Source organism: Kitasatospora sp. NPDC093550 (assembly GCF_044764985.1).
Classification (GTDB): domain Bacteria; phylum Actinomycetota; class Actinomycetes; order Streptomycetales; family Streptomycetaceae; genus Kitasatospora.
This window is the reverse complement of record NZ_JBIWJF010000003.1, coordinates 283,822-301,449: the sequence shown is the minus strand read 5'-3', so window position 1 is coordinate 301,449 and position 17,628 is coordinate 283,822. Positions and strand designations below refer to the sequence as shown.

15 protein-coding genes are annotated in these 17,628 nt (G+C 73.4%); 12 read left to right on the top strand and 3 right to left on the bottom strand.

Going from position 1 to position 17,628, the window contains the following annotated elements:
• Positions 1 to 120 precede the first annotated feature (120 nt).
• Both ACIRD3_RS06775 and ACIRD3_RS06770 read left to right on the top strand, forming a co-directional pair.
• Positions 121 to 555, top strand: coding sequence for a CBS domain-containing protein (locus tag ACIRD3_RS06775; protein ID WP_402212639.1), 435 nt, complete (start codon positions 121 to 123; stop codon positions 553 to 555).
• A gap of 346 nt (positions 556 to 901) precedes the next feature.
• Positions 902 to 1,495 (top strand): pyridoxamine 5'-phosphate oxidase family protein, encoded by a 594-nt coding sequence (locus ACIRD3_RS06770; RefSeq protein ID WP_402212637.1) that lies wholly within the window; start codon positions 902 to 904, stop codon positions 1,493 to 1,495.
• Positions 1,496 to 1,583: 88 nt separating this feature from the next.
• Here the strand turns inward: ACIRD3_RS06770 and ACIRD3_RS06765 are convergent, their stop codons facing one another.
• Positions 1,584 to 1,979 carry a transglycosylase family protein gene (locus tag ACIRD3_RS06765; protein WP_402212635.1) on the bottom strand — a complete coding sequence of 132 codons (396 nt, stop codon included), beginning with the start codon at positions 1,977 to 1,979 and terminating at the stop codon, positions 1,584 to 1,586.
• A 585-nt stretch (positions 1,980 to 2,564) separates the two neighbouring features.
• Here ACIRD3_RS06765 and ACIRD3_RS06760 point away from each other — a divergent pair.
• From ACIRD3_RS06760 to ACIRD3_RS06735, 6 genes are all read left to right on the top strand, one after another.
• Positions 2,565 to 3,047 carry a universal stress protein gene (locus ACIRD3_RS06760; protein WP_402212871.1) on the top strand — a complete coding sequence of 161 codons (483 nt, stop codon included), beginning with the start codon at positions 2,565 to 2,567 and terminating at the stop codon, positions 3,045 to 3,047.
• Between the two features lie 164 nt (positions 3,048 to 3,211).
• Positions 3,212 to 4,666 carry a PLP-dependent aminotransferase family protein gene (locus ACIRD3_RS06755; RefSeq protein ID WP_402212632.1) on the top strand — a complete coding sequence of 485 codons (1,455 nt, stop codon included), beginning with the start codon at positions 3,212 to 3,214 and terminating at the stop codon, positions 4,664 to 4,666.
• Between the two features lie 218 nt (positions 4,667 to 4,884).
• The gene (locus ACIRD3_RS06750; RefSeq protein WP_402212629.1) at positions 4,885 to 5,397 is read left to right on the top strand and encodes a hypothetical protein; all 513 of its coding nucleotides are present in this window, start codon (positions 4,885 to 4,887) and stop codon (positions 5,395 to 5,397) included.
• Positions 5,398 to 5,919: 522 nt separating this feature from the next.
• Positions 5,920 to 7,326 (top strand): family 2B encapsulin nanocompartment shell protein, encoded by a 1,407-nt coding sequence (locus tag ACIRD3_RS06745; protein ID WP_402212626.1) that lies wholly within the window; start codon positions 5,920 to 5,922, stop codon positions 7,324 to 7,326.
• Between the two features lie 1,002 nt (positions 7,327 to 8,328).
• Complete coding sequence (locus ACIRD3_RS06740) at positions 8,329 to 8,490, top strand: hypothetical protein (RefSeq protein ID WP_402212623.1); 162 nt, start codon at positions 8,329 to 8,331, stop codon at positions 8,488 to 8,490.
• A gap of 111 nt (positions 8,491 to 8,601) precedes the next feature.
• Positions 8,602 to 9,372 (top strand): hypothetical protein, encoded by a 771-nt coding sequence (locus tag ACIRD3_RS06735; RefSeq protein ID WP_402212621.1) that lies wholly within the window; start codon positions 8,602 to 8,604, stop codon positions 9,370 to 9,372.
• A gap of 60 nt (positions 9,373 to 9,432) precedes the next feature.
• Here the strand turns inward: ACIRD3_RS06735 and ACIRD3_RS06730 are convergent, their stop codons facing one another.
• Positions 9,433 to 11,772: a glycosyl hydrolase family 18 protein gene (locus tag ACIRD3_RS06730; protein WP_402212619.1), complete on the bottom strand. Its 2,340-nt coding sequence runs from the start codon at positions 11,770 to 11,772 to the stop codon at positions 9,433 to 9,435.
• Between the two features lie 298 nt (positions 11,773 to 12,070).
• Here ACIRD3_RS06730 and ACIRD3_RS06725 point away from each other — a divergent pair, with 298 nt between their 5' ends.
• The 3 genes from ACIRD3_RS06725 to ACIRD3_RS06715 are packed head-to-tail and all read left to right on the top strand — an operon-like array spanning position 12,071 to position 14,195.
• On the top strand, positions 12,071 to 12,712 hold the full coding sequence (locus ACIRD3_RS06725) for a class I SAM-dependent methyltransferase (protein ID WP_402212616.1): 642 nt from the start codon (positions 12,071 to 12,073) through the stop codon (positions 12,710 to 12,712).
• The gene (locus ACIRD3_RS06720; protein WP_402212613.1) at positions 12,709 to 13,425 is read left to right on the top strand and encodes a hypothetical protein; all 717 of its coding nucleotides are present in this window, start codon (positions 12,709 to 12,711) and stop codon (positions 13,423 to 13,425) included. The genes ACIRD3_RS06725 and ACIRD3_RS06720 overlap by 4 nt, the downstream gene beginning before the upstream one ends.
• 32 nt (positions 13,426 to 13,457) lie before the next feature.
• Complete coding sequence (locus ACIRD3_RS06715) at positions 13,458 to 14,195, top strand: VOC family protein (RefSeq protein ID WP_402212610.1); 738 nt, start codon at positions 13,458 to 13,460, stop codon at positions 14,193 to 14,195.
• Between the two features lie 128 nt (positions 14,196 to 14,323).
• Here the strand turns inward: ACIRD3_RS06715 and ACIRD3_RS06710 are convergent, their stop codons facing one another.
• The gene (locus ACIRD3_RS06710; protein ID WP_402212607.1) at positions 14,324 to 16,570 is read right to left on the bottom strand and encodes a hypothetical protein; all 2,247 of its coding nucleotides are present in this window, start codon (positions 16,568 to 16,570) and stop codon (positions 14,324 to 14,326) included.
• A gap of 363 nt (positions 16,571 to 16,933) precedes the next feature.
• Here ACIRD3_RS06710 and ACIRD3_RS06705 point away from each other — a divergent pair, with 363 nt between their 5' ends.
• Complete coding sequence (locus ACIRD3_RS06705) at positions 16,934 to 17,521, top strand: TerD family protein (protein ID WP_402212605.1); 588 nt, start codon at positions 16,934 to 16,936, stop codon at positions 17,519 to 17,521.
• Positions 17,522 to 17,628: the final 107 nt, after the last annotated feature.

Genomic DNA, 17,628 nt, shown 5'->3' with positions numbered 1-17,628 from the left:
CGCGGACGGGCCCGGCGTTGCTTATGGTGATGGCGCGGTCACCCCCCGCACGCCCGGCCCGGGCGTGCGGGAGCACCGTCCGGGGGGATGGCGGGGGGAACCACCGACGAAGGAGTCCCCGTGACCACTGCCCGAGACATCATGCACACCGGCGCCCAGTGCATCGGCGCCCACCAGACGCTGGCCGAGGCCGCGATGATGATGCGCGACAAGAACGTGGGCGCGCTGCCGATCTGCGGCGACGACCAGAAGCTGAAGGGCATCATCACCGACCGCGACATCGTGCTGCGATGTATCGCCGAGGGCAAGGACCCGAACACGATGACGGCCATGGAGCTGTCCGGCCACCTGCACTGCGTGCGCGCCGACGACAGCATGGACGCGGTGCTGCGCAAGATGGAGCAGCACCAGATCCGGCGCATCCCGGTGATCGAGGGGGAGCGGCTGGTGGGCATGATCAGCGAGGCCGACCTGGCGATGGGCCACCGCGACGGCCAGCGGCTGACCGACCAGCAGATCATCGACTTCATGGACAGCGTCTACATGAAGCAGTGACCTCGCGCCCCGCCCTGCCGGCCCCGTCCGCGCATCGGTGACCGGCCGGCCCCCGGGCCGGCCGGGCCACCCGAAGGTGCCGGACGGGGCCGCGGCGCGTCTCGTACCCGTGCGGGTGCGCCCGGCACCAGGACGGGCGCGGTCGTCGGCGGGGTGCTCGGGGCCATCCCAACTCCCGTGCTCGGCGGGGTGGGTGACGTGTGCACGGATGATCCCGGGTGCACCGCGGGGCACGGTCCGCGGACCGTCCGCGGACCGTCCGGGGAAGTCCCGCCGCTGCCGCGCGGGTGTCTCGGGGAATGGATCTTCCTTTCCCGCCAGCCGAGATGGGGGCAGAATCGCGCCCATGGGAAAGCTGTACGAACGCATCGACGGGCGGCTGCGCGATTTCATCGAGCGCCAGCCGGTCTACTTCGTCGCGACCGCTCCGCTGGCCGCCGACGGGCACGTCAACCTCTCGCCCAAGGGGCGTTCCGGCACCCTCGCGGTGCTCGACGAACTGACCCTCGCCTACCTGGACTTCGGCGGCTCGCAGGCCGAGACGGTCGCGCACCTGCGGGAGAACGGCCGGGTCACGCTGATGTGGTGCGCGTTCGAGGGGCCCCCGACCGTGGTGCGGGTGCACGGGCGGGGCGAGCCGGTCTTCCGGGACGATCCGCGCTTCGCGGAGCTCCTCGGCCACTTCGGTCCGGCCGCCGACGGTGCGGGCCTGCGGGCGATCGTGCTGGTGCGGGCCGAGCGGGTCAGCGACTCCTGCGGTTACGCGGTGCCGTTCATGGACTACCGCGCCGACCGCGATCTGCACGCCCAGTACTTCGACCGCAAGGGCGAAGAGGAGTTCGGCGCGTACTGCGAGCGCAAGCCGCTCGTGGTCTCCAGCATCGACGGCCTGCCCGCCCTGCCGCTGCCGCTCCCGCCCCGGCCGGAGCCGGAGGCATGACGAAGCCGCCGCACCCGTGGGGGTGCGGCGGCTTCGCGGGGTTCTGCTCGCTCGGGCCTCTGCTGCTCAGGCCCTGCGTGCGCAGGCCTTACTTGGTCAGACCGGCCTTGACGGAGCAGATCGGCCAGGCGCCCGGGCCCTGGGCCGCGAGGACCTTCTCGCCGACGGAGATCTGCTGGTCCTTGGTGGCCAGGTCGGCGCGCGGGGCGAAGGAGGTGCCGCCGAAGGCCGCCCAGGTGCTGGAGGTGAACTGGAGGCCGCCGTAGAAGCCGTTGCCGGAGTTGATGGCCCAGTTGCCGGTGGCCTCGCAGGCCGCGACCTTGTCCCACACGGTGGACGGGGCGGCGGAGGCGCTGGTCGCCGTGACGAGGCCGGCCACGGGCAGGGCGGTGAGCGCCCCGGCCATCAGAGCCATCCGGACGCGGTTGCGGCGCTTCGGGGTGGCAGTGGTGGTGGCAGCGGCGGTCTCGTTACGGAAGGTCATGGATTTCCTTTCGGAGGGGGTTGCGAGCGCGCGGAACCAGGCCCTCGGAAGGCCGTCGGTTTCGGGGACACGTCACTCGCGTGGTCCGGCACCGTGTCCTGCTCGGGGGCGGTGAGGCCCTCCGGAGCGGATCGCTCGGTGCAACGGGTTCGAAGTTACGGGGGCGGTGGTGCCGGGTTCAAGGATTCGAAGGTTTAGCCACGTCAGAGGCCTGTTACCGTCGGTAAGGATCAAGGAATTGTGGCAATTTCGCCCGATTTGCACCTATTTCCAAGATCAAACCAGGCCGTGAAGTGGCCCGGGCCACACGAGAAGCCGTGTGAGGCCCCGCACATCGTCGACAGCGCGTGACGGCGCCCGCGCCGGCGGTGCCGGTTCCGCCCGCCCCGCCGCGGCTCCGGGTGGCCCGCACCACAGGCCTCACCCGGGGTGCCCGCTGCGCTCACGCACGGTGTCGGGCATAGCCTCTGGCGCATGAGCAACGACAGCGATGCAGCGGACACCGCGGCCGCCGGAGCGGCGGACGCGGGCAGGGGAGGGGCGGCCGGGGCCGGGACGCCGGAGGGGGCGCCCACCCGGGTGCCGATCGGCGACGAGGGCCCCGAGGCCGCGGCCGCACCGCGGGGCTTCGAGCTGGGCACGGACGGGCCCAAGGTGGTCCTGGCCGGGCTGGACGGCTCCGACTCCTCCTGGCGCGCCACCGCCTACGCCGCCGGCCTGGCCCGCCGGCAGGGCGCCGTCCTCGCGGTGGCCTACATCCAGCCGGTCCTCGGCGCCGCGACCGCCCTGGCCGGGGCCGCGGTGGAGGAGACCACCCAGGAGATCGCCGAGGAACTGCTGGCCGCCCTGCGCGAGGCCGAGGAGCGGGTGCGCGAGGTGTGGAAGGTGGAATGGCGCTTCCTGACCATGCGCGGCGACCCGTACGGCGGACTGGCCAAGCTCGCGGACGAGCTGCGCGCGGACGCGGTGGTGGTCGGCGTCTCGGAGCAGGCCGGGCACAAGGTGATCGGATCGGTGGCCGTCCGGCTGGTGAAGGCGGGCCGCTGGCCGGTGACCGTCGTCCCGTAGGGAGGTGACCGGTGACCGTCGCCCCGTGAAGAGGTGGCCGCCGTCCCGGAAGCCGTCCCATAGGAGGTGCCCGTCGTCCCGTGGGAGGGGTGCCCGGCGGGGGCCCGGAGCGCGGGCGGGACCGCGCGCGGGGCGGGGTGGGGCGGCGGGTAGGGTGCGTGAACATGACGGACACGCGGGGCACGCACCCCTCCGAGCCCGCCCACCCGACCGGGAACGACCTGCACCTCGACCTCCCCGCCACCGGCGGCCGCCGCGCCGCGCTGATGACGGCCCTGCGCGAGGCGATCCGCAGCGGCCGACTGGCGCCCGGCACCCGGCTGCCGCCGTACCGGGCGCTCGCCGCCGACCTCGGCCTGGCCCGCAACACCGCCGCCGAGGCCTACGCCGAACTCGTCGCCGAGGGCTGGCTGACCGCCCGTCAGGGCTCCGGCACCGCCGTCGCCGATCGCGCCGAGCCCGTCCCGCCCACCCGGGCCCGCCGGCCCGCCCCCCGGCCCGGTCCCCGGCACGACCTGCGCCAGGGCCAGCCCGACGGCGCCTCCTTCCCCCGCACCGCCTGGCTCGCGGCCGCCCGGCGGGCCCTGTCCGTGGCGCCCAACGAGGCCTTCGGCCCCGGCGACCCGCAGGGCCGCCGCGAGCTGCGGACCGCCCTCGCCGACTACCTGGCCCGCGCCCGCGGAGTGCGCACCGACCCGGACCGGATCGTGATCTGCTCCGGCTTCGCCCACGCGCTGCGGCTGCTCTTCGACGGCGCGCGACCGGTGCTGCCGCCCGCCGAGTACGGTCCGCTGGCCGTCGAGGCGTACGGACTGGGCTTCCACCGCGGGCTGCTGGCCGCCGCCGGGGTCACCGCCGTACCGCTGCCGATCGACGAACGGGGCGCCGTCGTCGACGGATTGGCGCGGCACCGGGACGTCCGCACCGTTCTGCTCACCCCCGCCCACCAGTTCCCCACCGGCGGCCCGCTGCACCCGGGCCGGCGCGCCGCCGTGGTCGACTGGGCGCGCGGCCGCGGCGGACTGCTCCTGGAGGACGACTACGACGGCGAGTTCCGCTACGACCGCCAGCCGGTCGGCGCCGTCCAGGGCCTCGACCCCGAGCGGGTGGTCTACCTCGGCAGCGCCAGCAAGAGCCTCAGCCCCGCGCTGCGCCTCGGCTGGATGGTGCTGCCGGACCACCTGGTCGACCGGGTGCTCGCCGCCAAGGGCGAACGCGAGGGCTGGGCCAGCGCCCTGGACCAGCTGACCCTCGCCGAGTTCATCGACTCCGGCGGCTACGACCGGCACGTGCGCCGGATGCGCCGCCACTACCGGGACCGCCGCGACCACCTGGTGGGCGCGCTCGCGGCGAGCGCGCCGCACGTCGGGGTGTCCGGCATCGCGGCCGGCCTGCACGCGGTGCTGCGGCTGGAGCCGGGCACCGAGCGCTCGGTGCTCAAGGCCGCCGCCTACCGGGGCCTGGCCGTCGACGGCCTCGCCGACTTCCGGCACCCGGCGATCGCCCCCGAGGAGATGCCCGCCGCCGACGGCCTGGTGGTCGGCTACGCCACCCCGCCCGACCACGCCTACGCGGCGGCGGTCGCGGCGCTCTGCGACGTCCTGCCGCCGTCGGCCTGAACACGAGGGGCTGCCGGGGCGAACGGGAGGCGACGGGCGGGAGTGGCGAGGGCCGGGGATCCGGGCCGGGGGAGCGGCGAAGCATAGGCCCCCGGGCGCCCCGGTGGGGCCGGAACGCGACCGGGCGGTGCACGGCGTCCGCTCCCCCCTCCTGCGTCGGTACGGACCGGGGCCGAGGAGGGCAACCGAAGCGGTGGCTCCGCCTACGCTCCTTGGTCATGCGCAGTACACATCCGATCCGCGCCGCGCTCGTCGCGTGCCCGGCCCTCGTCGTCGGTCTGCTCCTCTCCTCCGCTCCCGCCCGGGCCGACTCCCCGCTGCCCCTCACGGCCGTCTCCGACAAACAGACGACCGTCCGGGGCGGCGAGTTCACCCTCACCCTGACGCTCACCAACCCGTACGACACACCCATCCAGTTCGTCTACCAGAGCGTCCAGGAGACCTACGGGACCAGTCTGCAGACCGGTCTCAAGTTCACGGCGACGGCCTGCGGCACCCAGACCAACGGCTGCAGCGACAACGTCCACGGCGGCATCGCCCGGTACAACGTGCCGCTCGACCCCGGCGCCAGCAGCTCCTTCACGGTGACCTACGCCGTCGCCCCCGACTCGGCCTGCGGCGACGCCACCCGCATCGACTTCTACTCCTACCTGTACTTCGAGTACAACGGCGGACTGAACAACAAGTCGGGCATCGTCGGCGTCCCCGGCACGCAGGTCGCCTGCGCCTGACCGTCCCGGTGCACGTCCCCCACGGCGCGCCCCCCGTTCTCCCGCCAGGTGCCGGCCACCCCCGTTCCGGCACCTGGCGGGCCGTTCGCTTTCTCCCGGGAGCCCGGCCGGTGTGCCGTCGAACCACTGGGCCGGTGTGCCGACGAACCACCCGCCCGGTGTGCCGGGTTGACGCCGGGCGAGGGGCCCCGGGGGTGCTCGGCGGGAGGAGGCGCGGGTGGGAAAGCCGTTGGCGGGACGGGAACCGCAGGAGCGAACGGATGTTCCTCGCGATCTCCGTGCGGTGGGTGCCGATCACGGGAGATTCACCCTATCGGGGGGTACTGGGCGTCCGTACGGGCCCGGTCGGGTTCTGGTGATCTAGGGTTCCGGATGGGCCGCCGGGTGACGACGGCCGCATTCGCGACAATTCGCCAACGCCCCCACCAGTCTGCGGATCTGATGATCCGTCACGGCATGCGCCCAGGGCGGTCCCCATGGCCCTGGCCGCGTGACCCGACCACAGGAATGGAGACCCTGCCGATGCCCGTGGACACGACCCCGGAGACAGAGCAGGTCAAGCAGCAGAGCCTTGCGACGGCCGCTGCCCGCAACCTTGCCACCACGACCAAGTCCGCCCCGCAGATGCAGGAGATCACCTCCCGCTGGCTGCTCAAGGTACTCCCCTGGGTGCAGGCCGCCGGTGGCGCCTACCGGGTCAACCGCCGGCTCACCTACGCCGTGGGCAACGGCGTGGTGGAGTTCATCAAGACCGGCTCCCAGGTCCGGGTCATCCCGGCCGAGCTGGGCGAGCTGGCCCTGCTGCGCGGGTACGAGGACGTGGAGGTGCTCACCGCCCTCGCCGACCGCTGCCAGCAGCGGGACTTCGGCCCCGGCGAGGTGCTCACCACCCAGGGCGAGGCCGCCGACCGGATCTTCCTGATCGCGCACGGCCGGGTCAACCTGGTCGGCACCGGCAAGTACGGTGACGAGATCGAGATCGGCGTGGCCGCGGACGGCGACCGCTTCGGCGACGACGCCTTGCTGAACCCGGACGCCGCCTGGGACTTCACCGCCAAGACCGCCACCTCCGGTGTCGCCCTCACCCTGTCCCGGGCGGACTTCGCCGCCATCCGGGACAACGCGCCGAGCCTGCAGGAGCACCTCCAGGCCTTCCTGGCCCTGCCGCTGCAGGCCCAGAACGAGCGCGGCGAGGCCGAGATCGCCATGTCCGCCGGCCACCACGGCGAGTTCGAACTCCCCGGCGCCTTCGTGGACTACGAGCTGAAGCCGCGCGAGTACGAGCTGAGCGTCGCGCAGACCATCCTCAAGGTCCACACCCGGGTCGCGGACCTGTACAACGAGCCGATGAACCAGATCGAGCACCAGCTCCGGCTGACCATCGAGGCCCTGCGCGAGCGCCAGGAGCACGAGATCGTCAACAACCCGGAGTTCGGCCTGCTCAACAACGCCGACTTCGACCAGCGGATCCAGACCCACTCCGGCCCGCCCACCCCGGACGACCTGGACGAGCTGCTCAACCGCCGCCGCGACCCCGACTACCTGCTGGCCCACCCGCGGACCATCGCCGCGATCGGCCGCGAGTTCAACGCGCGGGGTCTGTACCCCACCCACGTCGACCTCGGCGGGCAGCAGGTGCCGGCCTGGCGCGGGGTGCCGATCCTGCCGTGCAGCAAGATCCCGATCACCAAGGAGAACACGAGCTCGATCCTCGTGATCCGTACCGGTGAGGAGAACCAGGGCGTGATCGGCCTGCACCACACCGGCATCCCGGACGAGTACCAGCCCTCGCTCTCGGTCCGGTTCATGGGGATCGACGAGAAGGCGATCATCTCGTACCTGGTCAGCGCCTACTACTCGGCCGCCATCCTGGTGCCGGACGCCGTCGGCGTCCTGGAGAACGTGGAGATCGCGCACCGCCGCCACTGAGCGCCGCTGCCCGGTACGCGGAACAACGAGCACGAGCCGTAACCGGCCTGCTCGATGATCGTTTGACCTGATGACGGACGGCCCGCCCCCGGAGGTGGGCCGTCCGGCTGAGCGGGTCTGATCGTTTCTGGTCGTGCCCGATCGAATCCCGCTTGGTTGTCGATCGGACGCGACTGCTGTCACCCCCTGCCCGCTCCGACCCGGCGGGTCGATCGAGCGCGTCCCCGCGCCCCGTTCCCCGTACTCCCTAGGCGACCCGAGAGGTGTGTGGAGCCCATGTCCCAGCGTCGGCAGTTACGACGGATATCGCCGCAGGGCGGTGGGGCGGCGGCCACTGGGCGGAGGGTACGGCTGATCGGCGCGGCGGTCGGGGTGGTCGCGATGTTCGCGCTGGCCACCGGTGCCTCCGCGTCCGTCGCCGGGCACGGCGGACACGGCGACGGGCACCCGCACGGCCCGGTCGTGGACACCTGCGTCTGCACCGAGACCGACGTCTCGGTCTCCGTGGGGCCCGGCGGCAGCGTGGACGTGGGCGTCGGGGTCGACGTCCAGGTCGGGGTCAGCGTCGCCCCCCACGCTGGCGCGGGACACCACGGTCACAAGCCCCCGCACCACCACCACCCGCACCCCTGCCCGAGTCCGACTCCCACGCCGACCCCGACGCCGACACCGACGCGCACCCCGACGCCGACGCCCACGCCGACGCGGACTCCCACCCCCACGCCGACACCGACCCCCACGCCGACTCCGCCGAAGCCCAGCCCGACGCCGGACCCGACGCGGCCGCCCTCCTCACCGGCGCCCCCGCCGCCGGTGCCCGCACCGCCGCCTCCGGCGCCGCCCGCGCCCCCGGTTCCGGCTCCGCCGCCACCGCCCGTACCGGTCCCGGCCCCCGTGGTCCCGCCGCCCGCGGTCCCGGCGGCGCCCAGCCCGGTCCCGTCGCCGCCGCGTCCGAGCCCGATCTGGCCGACCGCGCCGGCGCCGCCGTCGTTCCACGTGCCGGTGGCGAAGCCGATGGCCGCGCCCCAGCGCCACCACGGCGGCTCGATGACCAAGACGATGCTGCTGGTCATGGTCCCCGCCGTGCTCGCGGCGGCGGCCCTGCGCCCCGGTGGCGGCGGCCGCGGTGGGGGCAACGGCCGAGGCGGCTCCGGCCGGTCCTGATCCACCCCGCGGGCCCGGGCGCCCGCCGCCCGGCCCCGGGACCGCCTCGGCCCGGGGCTGCCCCCTGAGTTTCCGTTCCCGTCACAAGCCAAGCCAGAGAAGGGAGTTCCCATGTCCGAGTGGGTGGCATTGATCATCGCCATGGCGGCGGCCTGTGTCGTCGTGGTGGCGGTGGTGCTGCTGAGGCACCGCCGCGCGAGCGCCGTGGAGAACGTCGACGAGACACCGGACGTCATCGAGTACATCACGATGATGATCGGCGTGGTCTACGCGATCGTCCTCGGTCTCGCCATCGCGGGCGTCTGGGAGGCGCGCGGCGCCGCCCAGGACGACCTGTTCCGCGAAGCGCAGTCGCTGCGCGAGGTGAGCGACCGCGCGGTGGTCTACCCGGCGGAGTTCCGCGACCAGGTCCGCGCCGACGTGGACGCCTACGTCACGTACGTGGTGAACACCGAGTGGAGCTACATGCAGGACAACGGCGAGCTCACCGAGAAGGGCGGCCAGCTGCTGCAGAAGCTGCAGACGGACGTCGCCACCCGGCCGCCGGCCTCCGACCTGGAGTCCCAGGCCTACCAGCCGATGCTGGACCGGATCGACCAGGCCTCCGACGCCCGCAACTCGCGCGGCCAGAACGCCGGTCCGACGATGCCGGACGTGGTCTGGTTCGGACTGATCGGCGGGGCCGTGGTGACGGTCGGCATGCTGTTCGCGCTGCAGATCCGCAACACGCGCAGGGAGTTGGTCCTGGCGCTCTGCTTCAGCGCGTTGATCGCCTTCCTGCTGTTCATGATCTGGGACTTCGACAACCCGTTCGCGCGCAGCGTCTCGGTGACCACCCAGCCCTTCGAGGACCTCTTCCCCTCGCTCGACCTCAAGGGCTGAGCGGCGGACGGCCCGCGCGGGTTCGCGCGGGCCGCCCTCGGGCTCCGGTCCGACGGCCCGTCAGCGCAGGCTGCCGTCCAGCGCGTTGAGCATCGAACCGGCAGTGTCGTCGTTCTCCAGGGAGAAGGCGAACAGGCCGCCCAGCCCCTTGGCCTTGGCGTAGGCCCCGCGCGCCTGGACGGCCTGCGGGGTGTCCCCGGTCCAGAAGTCGGTCCCGTCGTAGACCCAGCTGCTCTCCGTGACCGGATCCCAATGGGTCTGCGCCGCGGTCGGGTTGAGCTCCTTCCAGGCGGCCAGGCCGGCCTCCTGGCTCAGCGGCTTGGCGGGCGTCGGCCCGGTCGCGGCTTGGTAGAGGCCGGAGTTCGGGCCCGCCGGGACGCCGGTCCAGCCACGCCAGTAGAACGGGATGCCGAGCACCAGCTTGTTCGCCGGGAAGCCGCCGGGGATGCCGTACTCCGGCAGGCCGGTGGTGTACCCGGTGATCGTGGTGTCCACGTTGTACTTGCGGGTACCGGGGGTGATCGGCGTGGTCGGGTCGGCCGGGCTGTCGTGCAGCGGGTCCTGGTGGTTGGTGGGGCCCTTGGCGTCCCAGGCGCCGTGCATGTCGTAGGACATCACGTCGGCGTAGTCCAGGTACGCGCCGATCCGGTCGGTCTCCAGCTGGGCGATCTTGTCCTGGCCGCTGGGCAGGGCGGCGGTCAGCAGGTAGCGCTTGCCCTGGGCGGAGCCGAGCGCGTCCAGCTGGGTGCGGAACTCCTTCAGCAGCAGCGTGAAGTTCTGCTTGTCGGCGGGGGAGTAGTGGTTGCCGGTGTGGCCGCCGGCCGAACCCGGGTACTCCCAGTCGAGGTCGATGCCGTCGAAGATCCCCGCCGCCGAGGCCTGGCCGCCCGAGGCGTCACCGGCGATACCGGTCGGCAGGTTCCCCTTGAGGAACATGTCGACGCAGGAGGAGACGAAGGCCTTCCGGGAGGCGTCGGTGGCCGCGGCGTCGGAGAAGTACTTGGAGTACGTCCAGCCGCCGATCGAGATGGTGAACCGCAGGTTCGGGTACGCCGCCTTGAGCTGGCGCAGTTGGTTGAAGTTGCCCTTGAGCGGCTGCTCCCAGGTGTCGCCGCTGCCGTCCACGCTGGTGCCGGAGTTGTAGTCGGCCTGGTAGTCGGCGTAGGCGTCGCCCGCGCCGTCGCCGGCGTCGGGGTTGGACTCGTTGGCCGAGTCGGAGGCCTTCACCGCCTGGAAGCAGGTGAACCTGCTGGGGTCGATGTTGGCGAACGCGTAGTGGATGACGTCCAGCTTGGCCGCGGCGCCGCTGGTGGCCACGGACTTCGGGGAGTAGGCGTTCTCGTAGATGCCCCACTGGTCGAAGTAGGCCGAGCGGACCGGCCGCTGTGCGGGGGCGGCGGCCGTCGTGGTGCTCACCGGCGCGGACTGGGCGGAGGCGTGGCTGCCCGAGTAGGCCTGGACGCTGAAGGTGTAGCTCCGGCCCGGCAGCAGGGAGCTCACCGCGACCGAGGTGCCCATCGAGGTGGCGACCAACTGGCCGTTGGACCACACCTTGTACGCCACCGGGCCGTCGCCGCCGGTGGGGGTGGACGGCTGCCAGGTCAGCACGACGGCGTCGGCGGTGGCCCTGGTGACCGCGAAGCCGGTGGGGGTGGTGACCTTGCCGTCCCCGGCCGGGCCGCTCGCGGTGGCCGTCGGGGTGGCCGTCGGGGTGGGGGTGCCGGTCGGGGACGCCGTGGGGCTGCCGGTCGCGGTCGGGCTGGCAGTGGGGCTTCCGGTGGCGGTCGGGCTCGCTGTCGGGCTGCTCGTCGCCGTCGGGCTGGTGGACGGGGTGGGCCCGGCCGGGCCGGTCAGGCTGAGGTCGTCCGCGTAGTACGCGCCGGTGCCGTACCAGCCGTGGGTGAAGACGGTGACGGAGGTCGTCGCGGCGCCGGTGGTGAAGCTGGTGCTCAGCTGGGTCCAGCCCGTTCCGCCGGGCGTCCAGGTCGAGGAGTTGACGCCGGTGCCGGTGGCGCCCAGGTAGACGTAGCTGCCCTGGACCCAGCCGGCCAGGGTGTAGGTGGTGTTCGGCCGGACGGCGACGGTCTGCCGGCACTGCGCGGTGTCGGCGGCCGAGGCGGCGCCGCTGAGCGCGCGGGTGCCGCCGTGCACCGGCGTGGTGACGACCGAACCGTTGGAGCAGCTCCAGCCGGCCAGGGTGCCGGTCTCGAAGTCGCCGTTGGCGAGCAGGTTGACCGGCGCGGCGGCGGCGGAGCCGAAGGTCAGGGCGAGGGCGGCGGCACTGGTGGTGAGGGTGGCGGCCAGGGCCAGTGCGGTGGCTCTGCTGCGCGGGGCGGCCCGGCGCCCGGTGCGCTCCCGGCGGGAGCGGTCGGGCCGTGCGGGCAGGACGCGGTCGTGCATGCGGGGTGTCCTCCGGATGTGTGGGGGTTCCGGCGGTGCGGTGGCCCGGTCGGGCCGTGGGGAGCCGGCCCGGGCGCGGTGGGGAGCGCGCGGGCGGATGACGCGTGCTGACGAGCCGTGAGTGGACGCTTCCCGGGCGTCCGGCCCGGGAAGGCCACGACTGAACAGATTGGACTGGACCAATATTCGGCGTCAAGGGTGTCCGCCGGTCGGACCGCCGGGCGCCCGGGGCGCGGCGGGCCGGTAGGTTGACGGTACGAACGGGCCCGTCGAACGACCGTCGAACGGAGGAGCCGCGATGGACAGCCAGGACTGGGACGACCGCTACGCCGCGAGCGCACTGGTGTGGGGCACCGCGCCCAACCGGTGGGTGGTCCGCGAACTGACCGGCCGCACCCCCGGCCACGCCCTCGACCTGGCCGCCGGCGAGGGCCGCAACGCCATCTGGCTGGCCGCCCAGGGCTGGGAGGTCACCGGACTGGACTTCTCCGCCGTCGCCCTGGAACGGGCCGAACGGCTCACCGCCGACCTGCCCGACGAGGTCGCCGACCGCCTGACCTGGCGCCACGGCGACGCCCGGACCTTCGACGCCCCCGCCGCCGGCTACGACCTCGTCCTGGTCGCCTACCTCCAGCTCCCCGCCCGGGACCGCCGGACCGCCCTTCGCCGTGCCGCCGACGCGCTCGCCCCCGGCGGCACCCTGCTGGTGGTCGGGCACGACCTGCTCAACCTCACCGAGGGCGTCGGCGGCCCGCAGGACCCGGCGGTGCTGTTCACCCCGGAGGACGTCCTGGCCGACCTCGCCGACCTCGGGCTGCGCACCGTCCGCGCCGAGCGGGTGCACCGTACGGTCGGCGAGCCCGGCCACCGGGACGCGGGCGGGGACGCCGGCGGTGTCGCCGTCGACGCGCTGGTCCGGCTGGAACGGGCGGCCGCGTGACCGGCCGCCCGCCCACTCCGCCCGCCCGGCGTGCCCTGCCCGGCCGGCGCGCCGTACTGGCCGGGCTGGCGGGCGTCGCCCCGCTGGTGGTGGCGGGGTGCGCGCTGATCGGCGAAGCGGCCAAGCCGGGGAAGACCGCGGGGGTCCAGGAGCCGGACCCGGGCCGGGCGGCGTTCGTGATGATCATCCGGCACGGCGAGAAGCCCGACGGAAGCCACCCGGGCCTGGACGAGGCCGGCCGGCCGGACGGCAAGTCGCTGACCCGGCGCGGCTGGGAGCGGGCCGAAGCACTGCCCACGCTGTTCTCCCCGCCGGTGCCCGGCCTGCAGGTGCCGGCCCGGATCCTGGCCGCCGCCGACGTCGGCCCGCACGCCGGGGCGCACCGGATGCGCCAGACCGTGGGCCCGCTGGCCCGCGCGCTCGGGCTGACGGTGAACACCGGCTACGCCGAGACCCAGGAGTCCGCGCTGGCCGGCGCCGTCCTGGCCGACTCCGCCCGGCCGACCTCCGACACGGGCGAGGCGCAGCCGGTGCTGATCTGCTGGGAGCACTCGCGGATCCCGCGGATCGTCGAGGCGCTCGGCGCCGCCCACACCGGAGTGCCCGCCGAGTGGCCGGACCGGTTCGACACGATCTGGACCTTCTCCCGGCCGGCCGGCGGGGCGTGGGCCTTCCACGAGGTGCGCCAGCACCTGCTGGACGGCGACACCTGATCCCGGCCGCCGCCCGATCTAGGATCTGCCGTATGGCAACACGACTCGTGCAGATCAACATGAAGGCCCGGGACGACGCCGCGCTCGGCGGGTTCTGGGCCGAGGCGCTCGGTTGGGGTGTCGACAGCGAGGGCCCCGGCGTGACCAACCTCGAACCGGTCGGCTTCACCTACCCCGACCCCGCGGCCGTCTGCATCGACCTCATCGCGCGCCCGGAACCCAAGACGGTGAAGAACCGGGTGCACGTCGACCTCGCCACCACCTCGACCGCCCATCAGACGGAGCTGGTCGCACGCCTGAAGGACCTCGGCGCGACGCTCGCCGACGTGGGGCAGGGCGACGTCCCCTGGACGGTCATGGCCGACCCGGAGGGCAACGAGTTCTGCGTCCTGGAGCCCCGGGAGATCTACCGGGACACCGGGCCGATCGCCGCGGTGGTGGTCGACTGCACCGATCCGCGGGCGATGGCCCGGTTCTGGGGCGAGGCGATGGACTGGACGGTGCACGAGGTCGCCGACGACTTCGCGACCATGCGTTCCGCCCAGGGCGTCGGCCCGTACCTGGAGTTCGTCCGCACCCCCGACACCAAGAGCGGGTGGAACCGCGTCCACCTGGACCTCGCCCCCTACCGCGGGGACGACCCGGCCGCCGAGGAGGCCAGGCTGCGCGCCCTGGGCGCCTCCGACCCGGGCATCGACCAGTCCGCCATCTCGTGGCGGATCCTGACCGACCCGGAGGGCAACGAGTTCTGCCTGCTCAGCCCCCGCTAGCCTGCTCGGGCCCCGGCCGACCCCGGGCCGCCCGAGTAGGCCCGGGGCACGTCGGCGGCAGTGACGGCACGACCGGCAACGACTCGCCAACTCCTCCGGCCGATGGACCAGCACGTCACATGAGGGGCCTAGCCCACCGTGATGGTCACCACCGCGTACTGGGTCACGGTCAGCGGCACGCTGACCGTCCCGGCGGTGACGGTGTACGGGACGGGCTTGGGCGCCGGGTCGGTGCCGTCCGGGCTGGCCACGGTGACGGCGGTGGCCGCCGCCCCGGCCGGGAGGGCGTAGGAGAGCGTGCAGTTGGCCGGCGTGGTGCGGAAGGCCCCCGGGGTGTCGCCGAAGTTGGTGAAGTTCACCAGGTGGACGACGGTGTCGGCACCCAGCCGCCGGGCGTCCAGGAAGATCCGCCGGTCCCCGGCCAGGGTGACCGCCGGCGGCGCGGACTGCCGGACGGCGGTGAGCAGTTGGTCCGCCGAGGCCTGGTCGGTCTTGGTCAGGTAGCTGAGCCCGGCCCGCGCCTTGACGTACCAACAGGTGCCGCTGCCGTAGGAGTTCTGCTTGCTGGCGGGCAGCGGGTCGGCCAGGCGCAGGCCGAGCACGTCGGAGAGCGCGAACTCGGTGCGGCGGCCGCCCAGTTCGTCCAGCGCGGTGGGTGCCGGGCCGGTGATCACGATCGTGCCGCCGCCCGCGACGAAGGCGCGCAGCAGCGCCGCCTCGGCGTCCGACACCGCCTGCAGGTCGGGCAGCAGCAGCACCTTGAACCGGGCCAGGTCCTCGGCGGTCAGACCGGGGCTGGGCACCGTGTCGAAGGGCACATGGGCGTAGACCAGCGCCTTCACGGTGCCCCGGAACTCACCCAGCCAGGGCACCTGCGCGCAGCTCATCTGCGGGTCGTCACCGCCCCACCAGTCGGTGATCCCGGCCGGGGCGGTGGCGTTGACGTACATCCCGTTGCCCTCGCCCGGCGCCACGTAGTCCCGGGACGGCGCGGAGTGGTAGACGCCGACCCGGGCGATCGAGGCCGGGTCGTACAGCTTCTGCTGGTTGGTCCGGACGAAGCGGTACATCCGGGTGCGCATGGCGGCGTCCACGGTGTCGTTCTTGTACGGGGTCTTCACCTCGTACGGGTTGCAGCCGGCCGCGATCAGTTGGGACAGCACCAGCGAGGCGTCGTCGGGCTGCCAGCCGTAGGAGAAGGCCCAGGCGGGCTTGGTGCCGCTGGCGGCGCGGGCGTACTTGTACATCGAGATCAGGCAGACCCAGTCGGAGGCGGTGGCGTGCCGCATGCCGTCGTAGTTGCCGAGGATGTCCACCTCCCAGACCTGGCTGACGGCTCCGGGCGCCTGGCGCAGGTAGCCGCCGTCCAGGCCGATCGAGGTGGCGTAGCGGTAGTCCATCGAGACGGTCTCGACGAAGGTCACCAGGTCGGGGTTGACCGAGCGGCCGGCGTCGGCGATGTCGAGCTGGAAGCGGAGCAGGTTGCGGTGGCGCCACTCGACGTAGCGGCGGAAGACCGGGTCGGCGAAGTCGGCGGCCTTGGGCAGGGCGAGGCCGGTGTCGGCCTTGAAGGCGGCCGCGCCCCAGGTCGAGGCGTCGCACCAGGTGAGTACGCCGTCGAAGTAGAGCGGCACGTCCGGCCAGATGCCGTCCACGCCGGTCGCGGCCACGCCCTTGATCCGCTTGAGGTAGTAGTCCCGCCAGGGCGAGTCGGGGCTCAGCCAGACGCTCTCGTCGCCCGGGTCGACCCAGACCACCACGCTGCCGTAGAACACGTTGGGCTTGCCGGCGAGGTCGCGCTGGACCCAGTTCTTGCCCTGGTCGTTCTTGTAGAAGGAGCGGCCCTTCTCGCCGCCGGGGGAGATCAGCTCCAGCGACGGGTAGTACATGACGACCTTCATCCCGGCGGCGTGGGCCAGGCCGGTGAAGGTCTTCACCTCGGCCATGTGGGCCGCGAACTCGGCGTCGGTGAGCCAGTTGGAGAGCAGCGTGTCCAGCTCGATGACGCTGACCTCCTGCGCCTTCAGGGCGTCGACGGCGCTCTGCATGTCGGCGGGCTCGTTGAAGGTGCCGTCGGCGATCCGGGCGTAGCGGGCCCAGTCGGGCCAGGTCTGACCGGTGGCGGTGCTGCGGAGGGTCGGCTGGGCCGCTCTCGCGTCCACGAGGGGGCCGGGGCCGGGTGTCGCGGCGTCGGCGGCCCAGGCCCGGCCGCCGGGCAGCAGGCGGACGGTGGCGAGGGCGCCGCCCGCGCCGAGCCCGGCCCGGAGCAGACGCCGACGGCCGAGGCGCGAGGTGGTGGCCGGGCTCGCGGCCGGTGGCCCGCCGTGGTGTCCGGTTCCTGCGTGGTGGTCGTTTCCTTCGTGCTGCTCGGGCATGGTGGTCCCCCCAGCGTGAGTCGGCATGACACGGGAACGGTGGTGAACACGGAACGAACGGTGCGCAGACGCTCCGCCGTTGCGACCGGCGGCGTCTCGGGGCCGACCCTAGACTGTGCGCTGTCCCGGTCGTTCGGTCCCGGTCCGTCTCTACGACAGACGTCGGACCACCGGTTCCCTCAGTGTGCGGACCGCTGTCGGGGGTGCGGCGCGGGGGAGTGCGGGGTAAGGGTGCCGGCAGGACGTCCGTCGGATGATCCCAGGTTGTCTACAGTGCTGTAGATTCGCGGCACACGGCACACGGCACACGGCACACGGCACACGGCACACGGCACGCGGCGGCGGCAGAACGAGGAGGACGCGATGAGCGTTTCGCTGGCCAAAGGGCAGAAGATCAGCCTGGAGAAGCCGGGCGGTGAACAGCTGAGCGTGGTCCGGATGGGCCTCGGCTGGAAGGCGGCCGAGCGCAAGGGCTTCCTCGCCAAGCTGCTCGCCGCCGGCCGGGAGATCGACCTGGACGCCTCGGCGGTGCTGTTCGCCCAGGGGCGCCCGGTGGACGTGGTCTTCTTCCAGCACCTCACCAGCAACGACGGCTCGGTGCGGCACAGCGGGGACAACCTGGTCGGCGGCTCGGGCGGCGCGACCGACGACGAGTCGATCACCGTCGACCTGACCACGGTCTCGGCCGACGTCGATCAGATCGTCTTCACCGTCAACTCCTTCACCGGGCAGACCTTCCAGGAGGTCGAGGCGGCCTTCTGCCGGCTCGTGGACGAGACCACCGGCGCCGAGCTGGCCCGCTACACCCTCACCGGCGGCGGCCCGTACACCGCGCAGATCATGGCCAAGGTGCAGCGCACCGCGACCGGCTGGCAGATGACCGCGATCGGCCAGCCGGCCAGCGGCCGGACCTTCCAGGACCTGATGCCGGAGCTGGTCAAGCACCTCTGAGCGGGTGACGGGCGGGGTGCGGCCCCCGAGCCCCGGACGGGCGCGGCGGGCGCCGCCGGACGGGCCGGTGGGCACCGGGCGGGCCCGGTGGGCGCGGATGGGCGGGC

What these genes read in the sequence shown, in the direction of transcription:
- ACIRD3_RS06750 (WP_402212629.1), top strand. Translation starts at nt 4,885, where the DNA reads ATGCGCAGTACACATCCGATCCGCGCCGCGCTCGTCGCGTGCCCGGCC.
- ACIRD3_RS06770 (WP_402212637.1), top strand. Translation starts at nt 902, where the DNA reads ATGGGAAAGCTGTACGAACGCATCGACGGGCGGCTGCGCGATTTCATC.
- ACIRD3_RS06705 (WP_402212605.1), top strand. Translation starts at nt 16,934, where the DNA reads ATGAGCGTTTCGCTGGCCAAAGGGCAGAAGATCAGCCTGGAGAAGCCG.
- ACIRD3_RS06735 (WP_402212621.1), top strand. Translation starts at nt 8,602, where the DNA reads ATGTCCGAGTGGGTGGCATTGATCATCGCCATGGCGGCGGCCTGTGTC.
- ACIRD3_RS06725 (WP_402212616.1), top strand. Translation starts at nt 12,071, where the DNA reads ATGGACAGCCAGGACTGGGACGACCGCTACGCCGCGAGCGCACTGGTG.
- ACIRD3_RS06755 (WP_402212632.1), top strand. Translation starts at nt 3,212, where the DNA reads ATGACGGACACGCGGGGCACGCACCCCTCCGAGCCCGCCCACCCGACC.
- ACIRD3_RS06715 (WP_402212610.1), top strand. Translation starts at nt 13,458, where the DNA reads ATGGCAACACGACTCGTGCAGATCAACATGAAGGCCCGGGACGACGCC.
- ACIRD3_RS06765 (WP_402212635.1), bottom strand. Translation starts at nt 1,979, where the DNA reads ATGACCTTCCGTAACGAGACCGCCGCTGCCACCACCACTGCCACCCCG.
- ACIRD3_RS06730 (WP_402212619.1), bottom strand. Translation starts at nt 11,772, where the DNA reads ATGCACGACCGCGTCCTGCCCGCACGGCCCGACCGCTCCCGCCGGGAG.
- ACIRD3_RS06745 (WP_402212626.1), top strand. Translation starts at nt 5,920, where the DNA reads ATGCCCGTGGACACGACCCCGGAGACAGAGCAGGTCAAGCAGCAGAGC.
- ACIRD3_RS06710 (WP_402212607.1), bottom strand. Translation starts at nt 16,570, where the DNA reads ATGCCCGAGCAGCACGAAGGAAACGACCACCACGCAGGAACCGGACAC.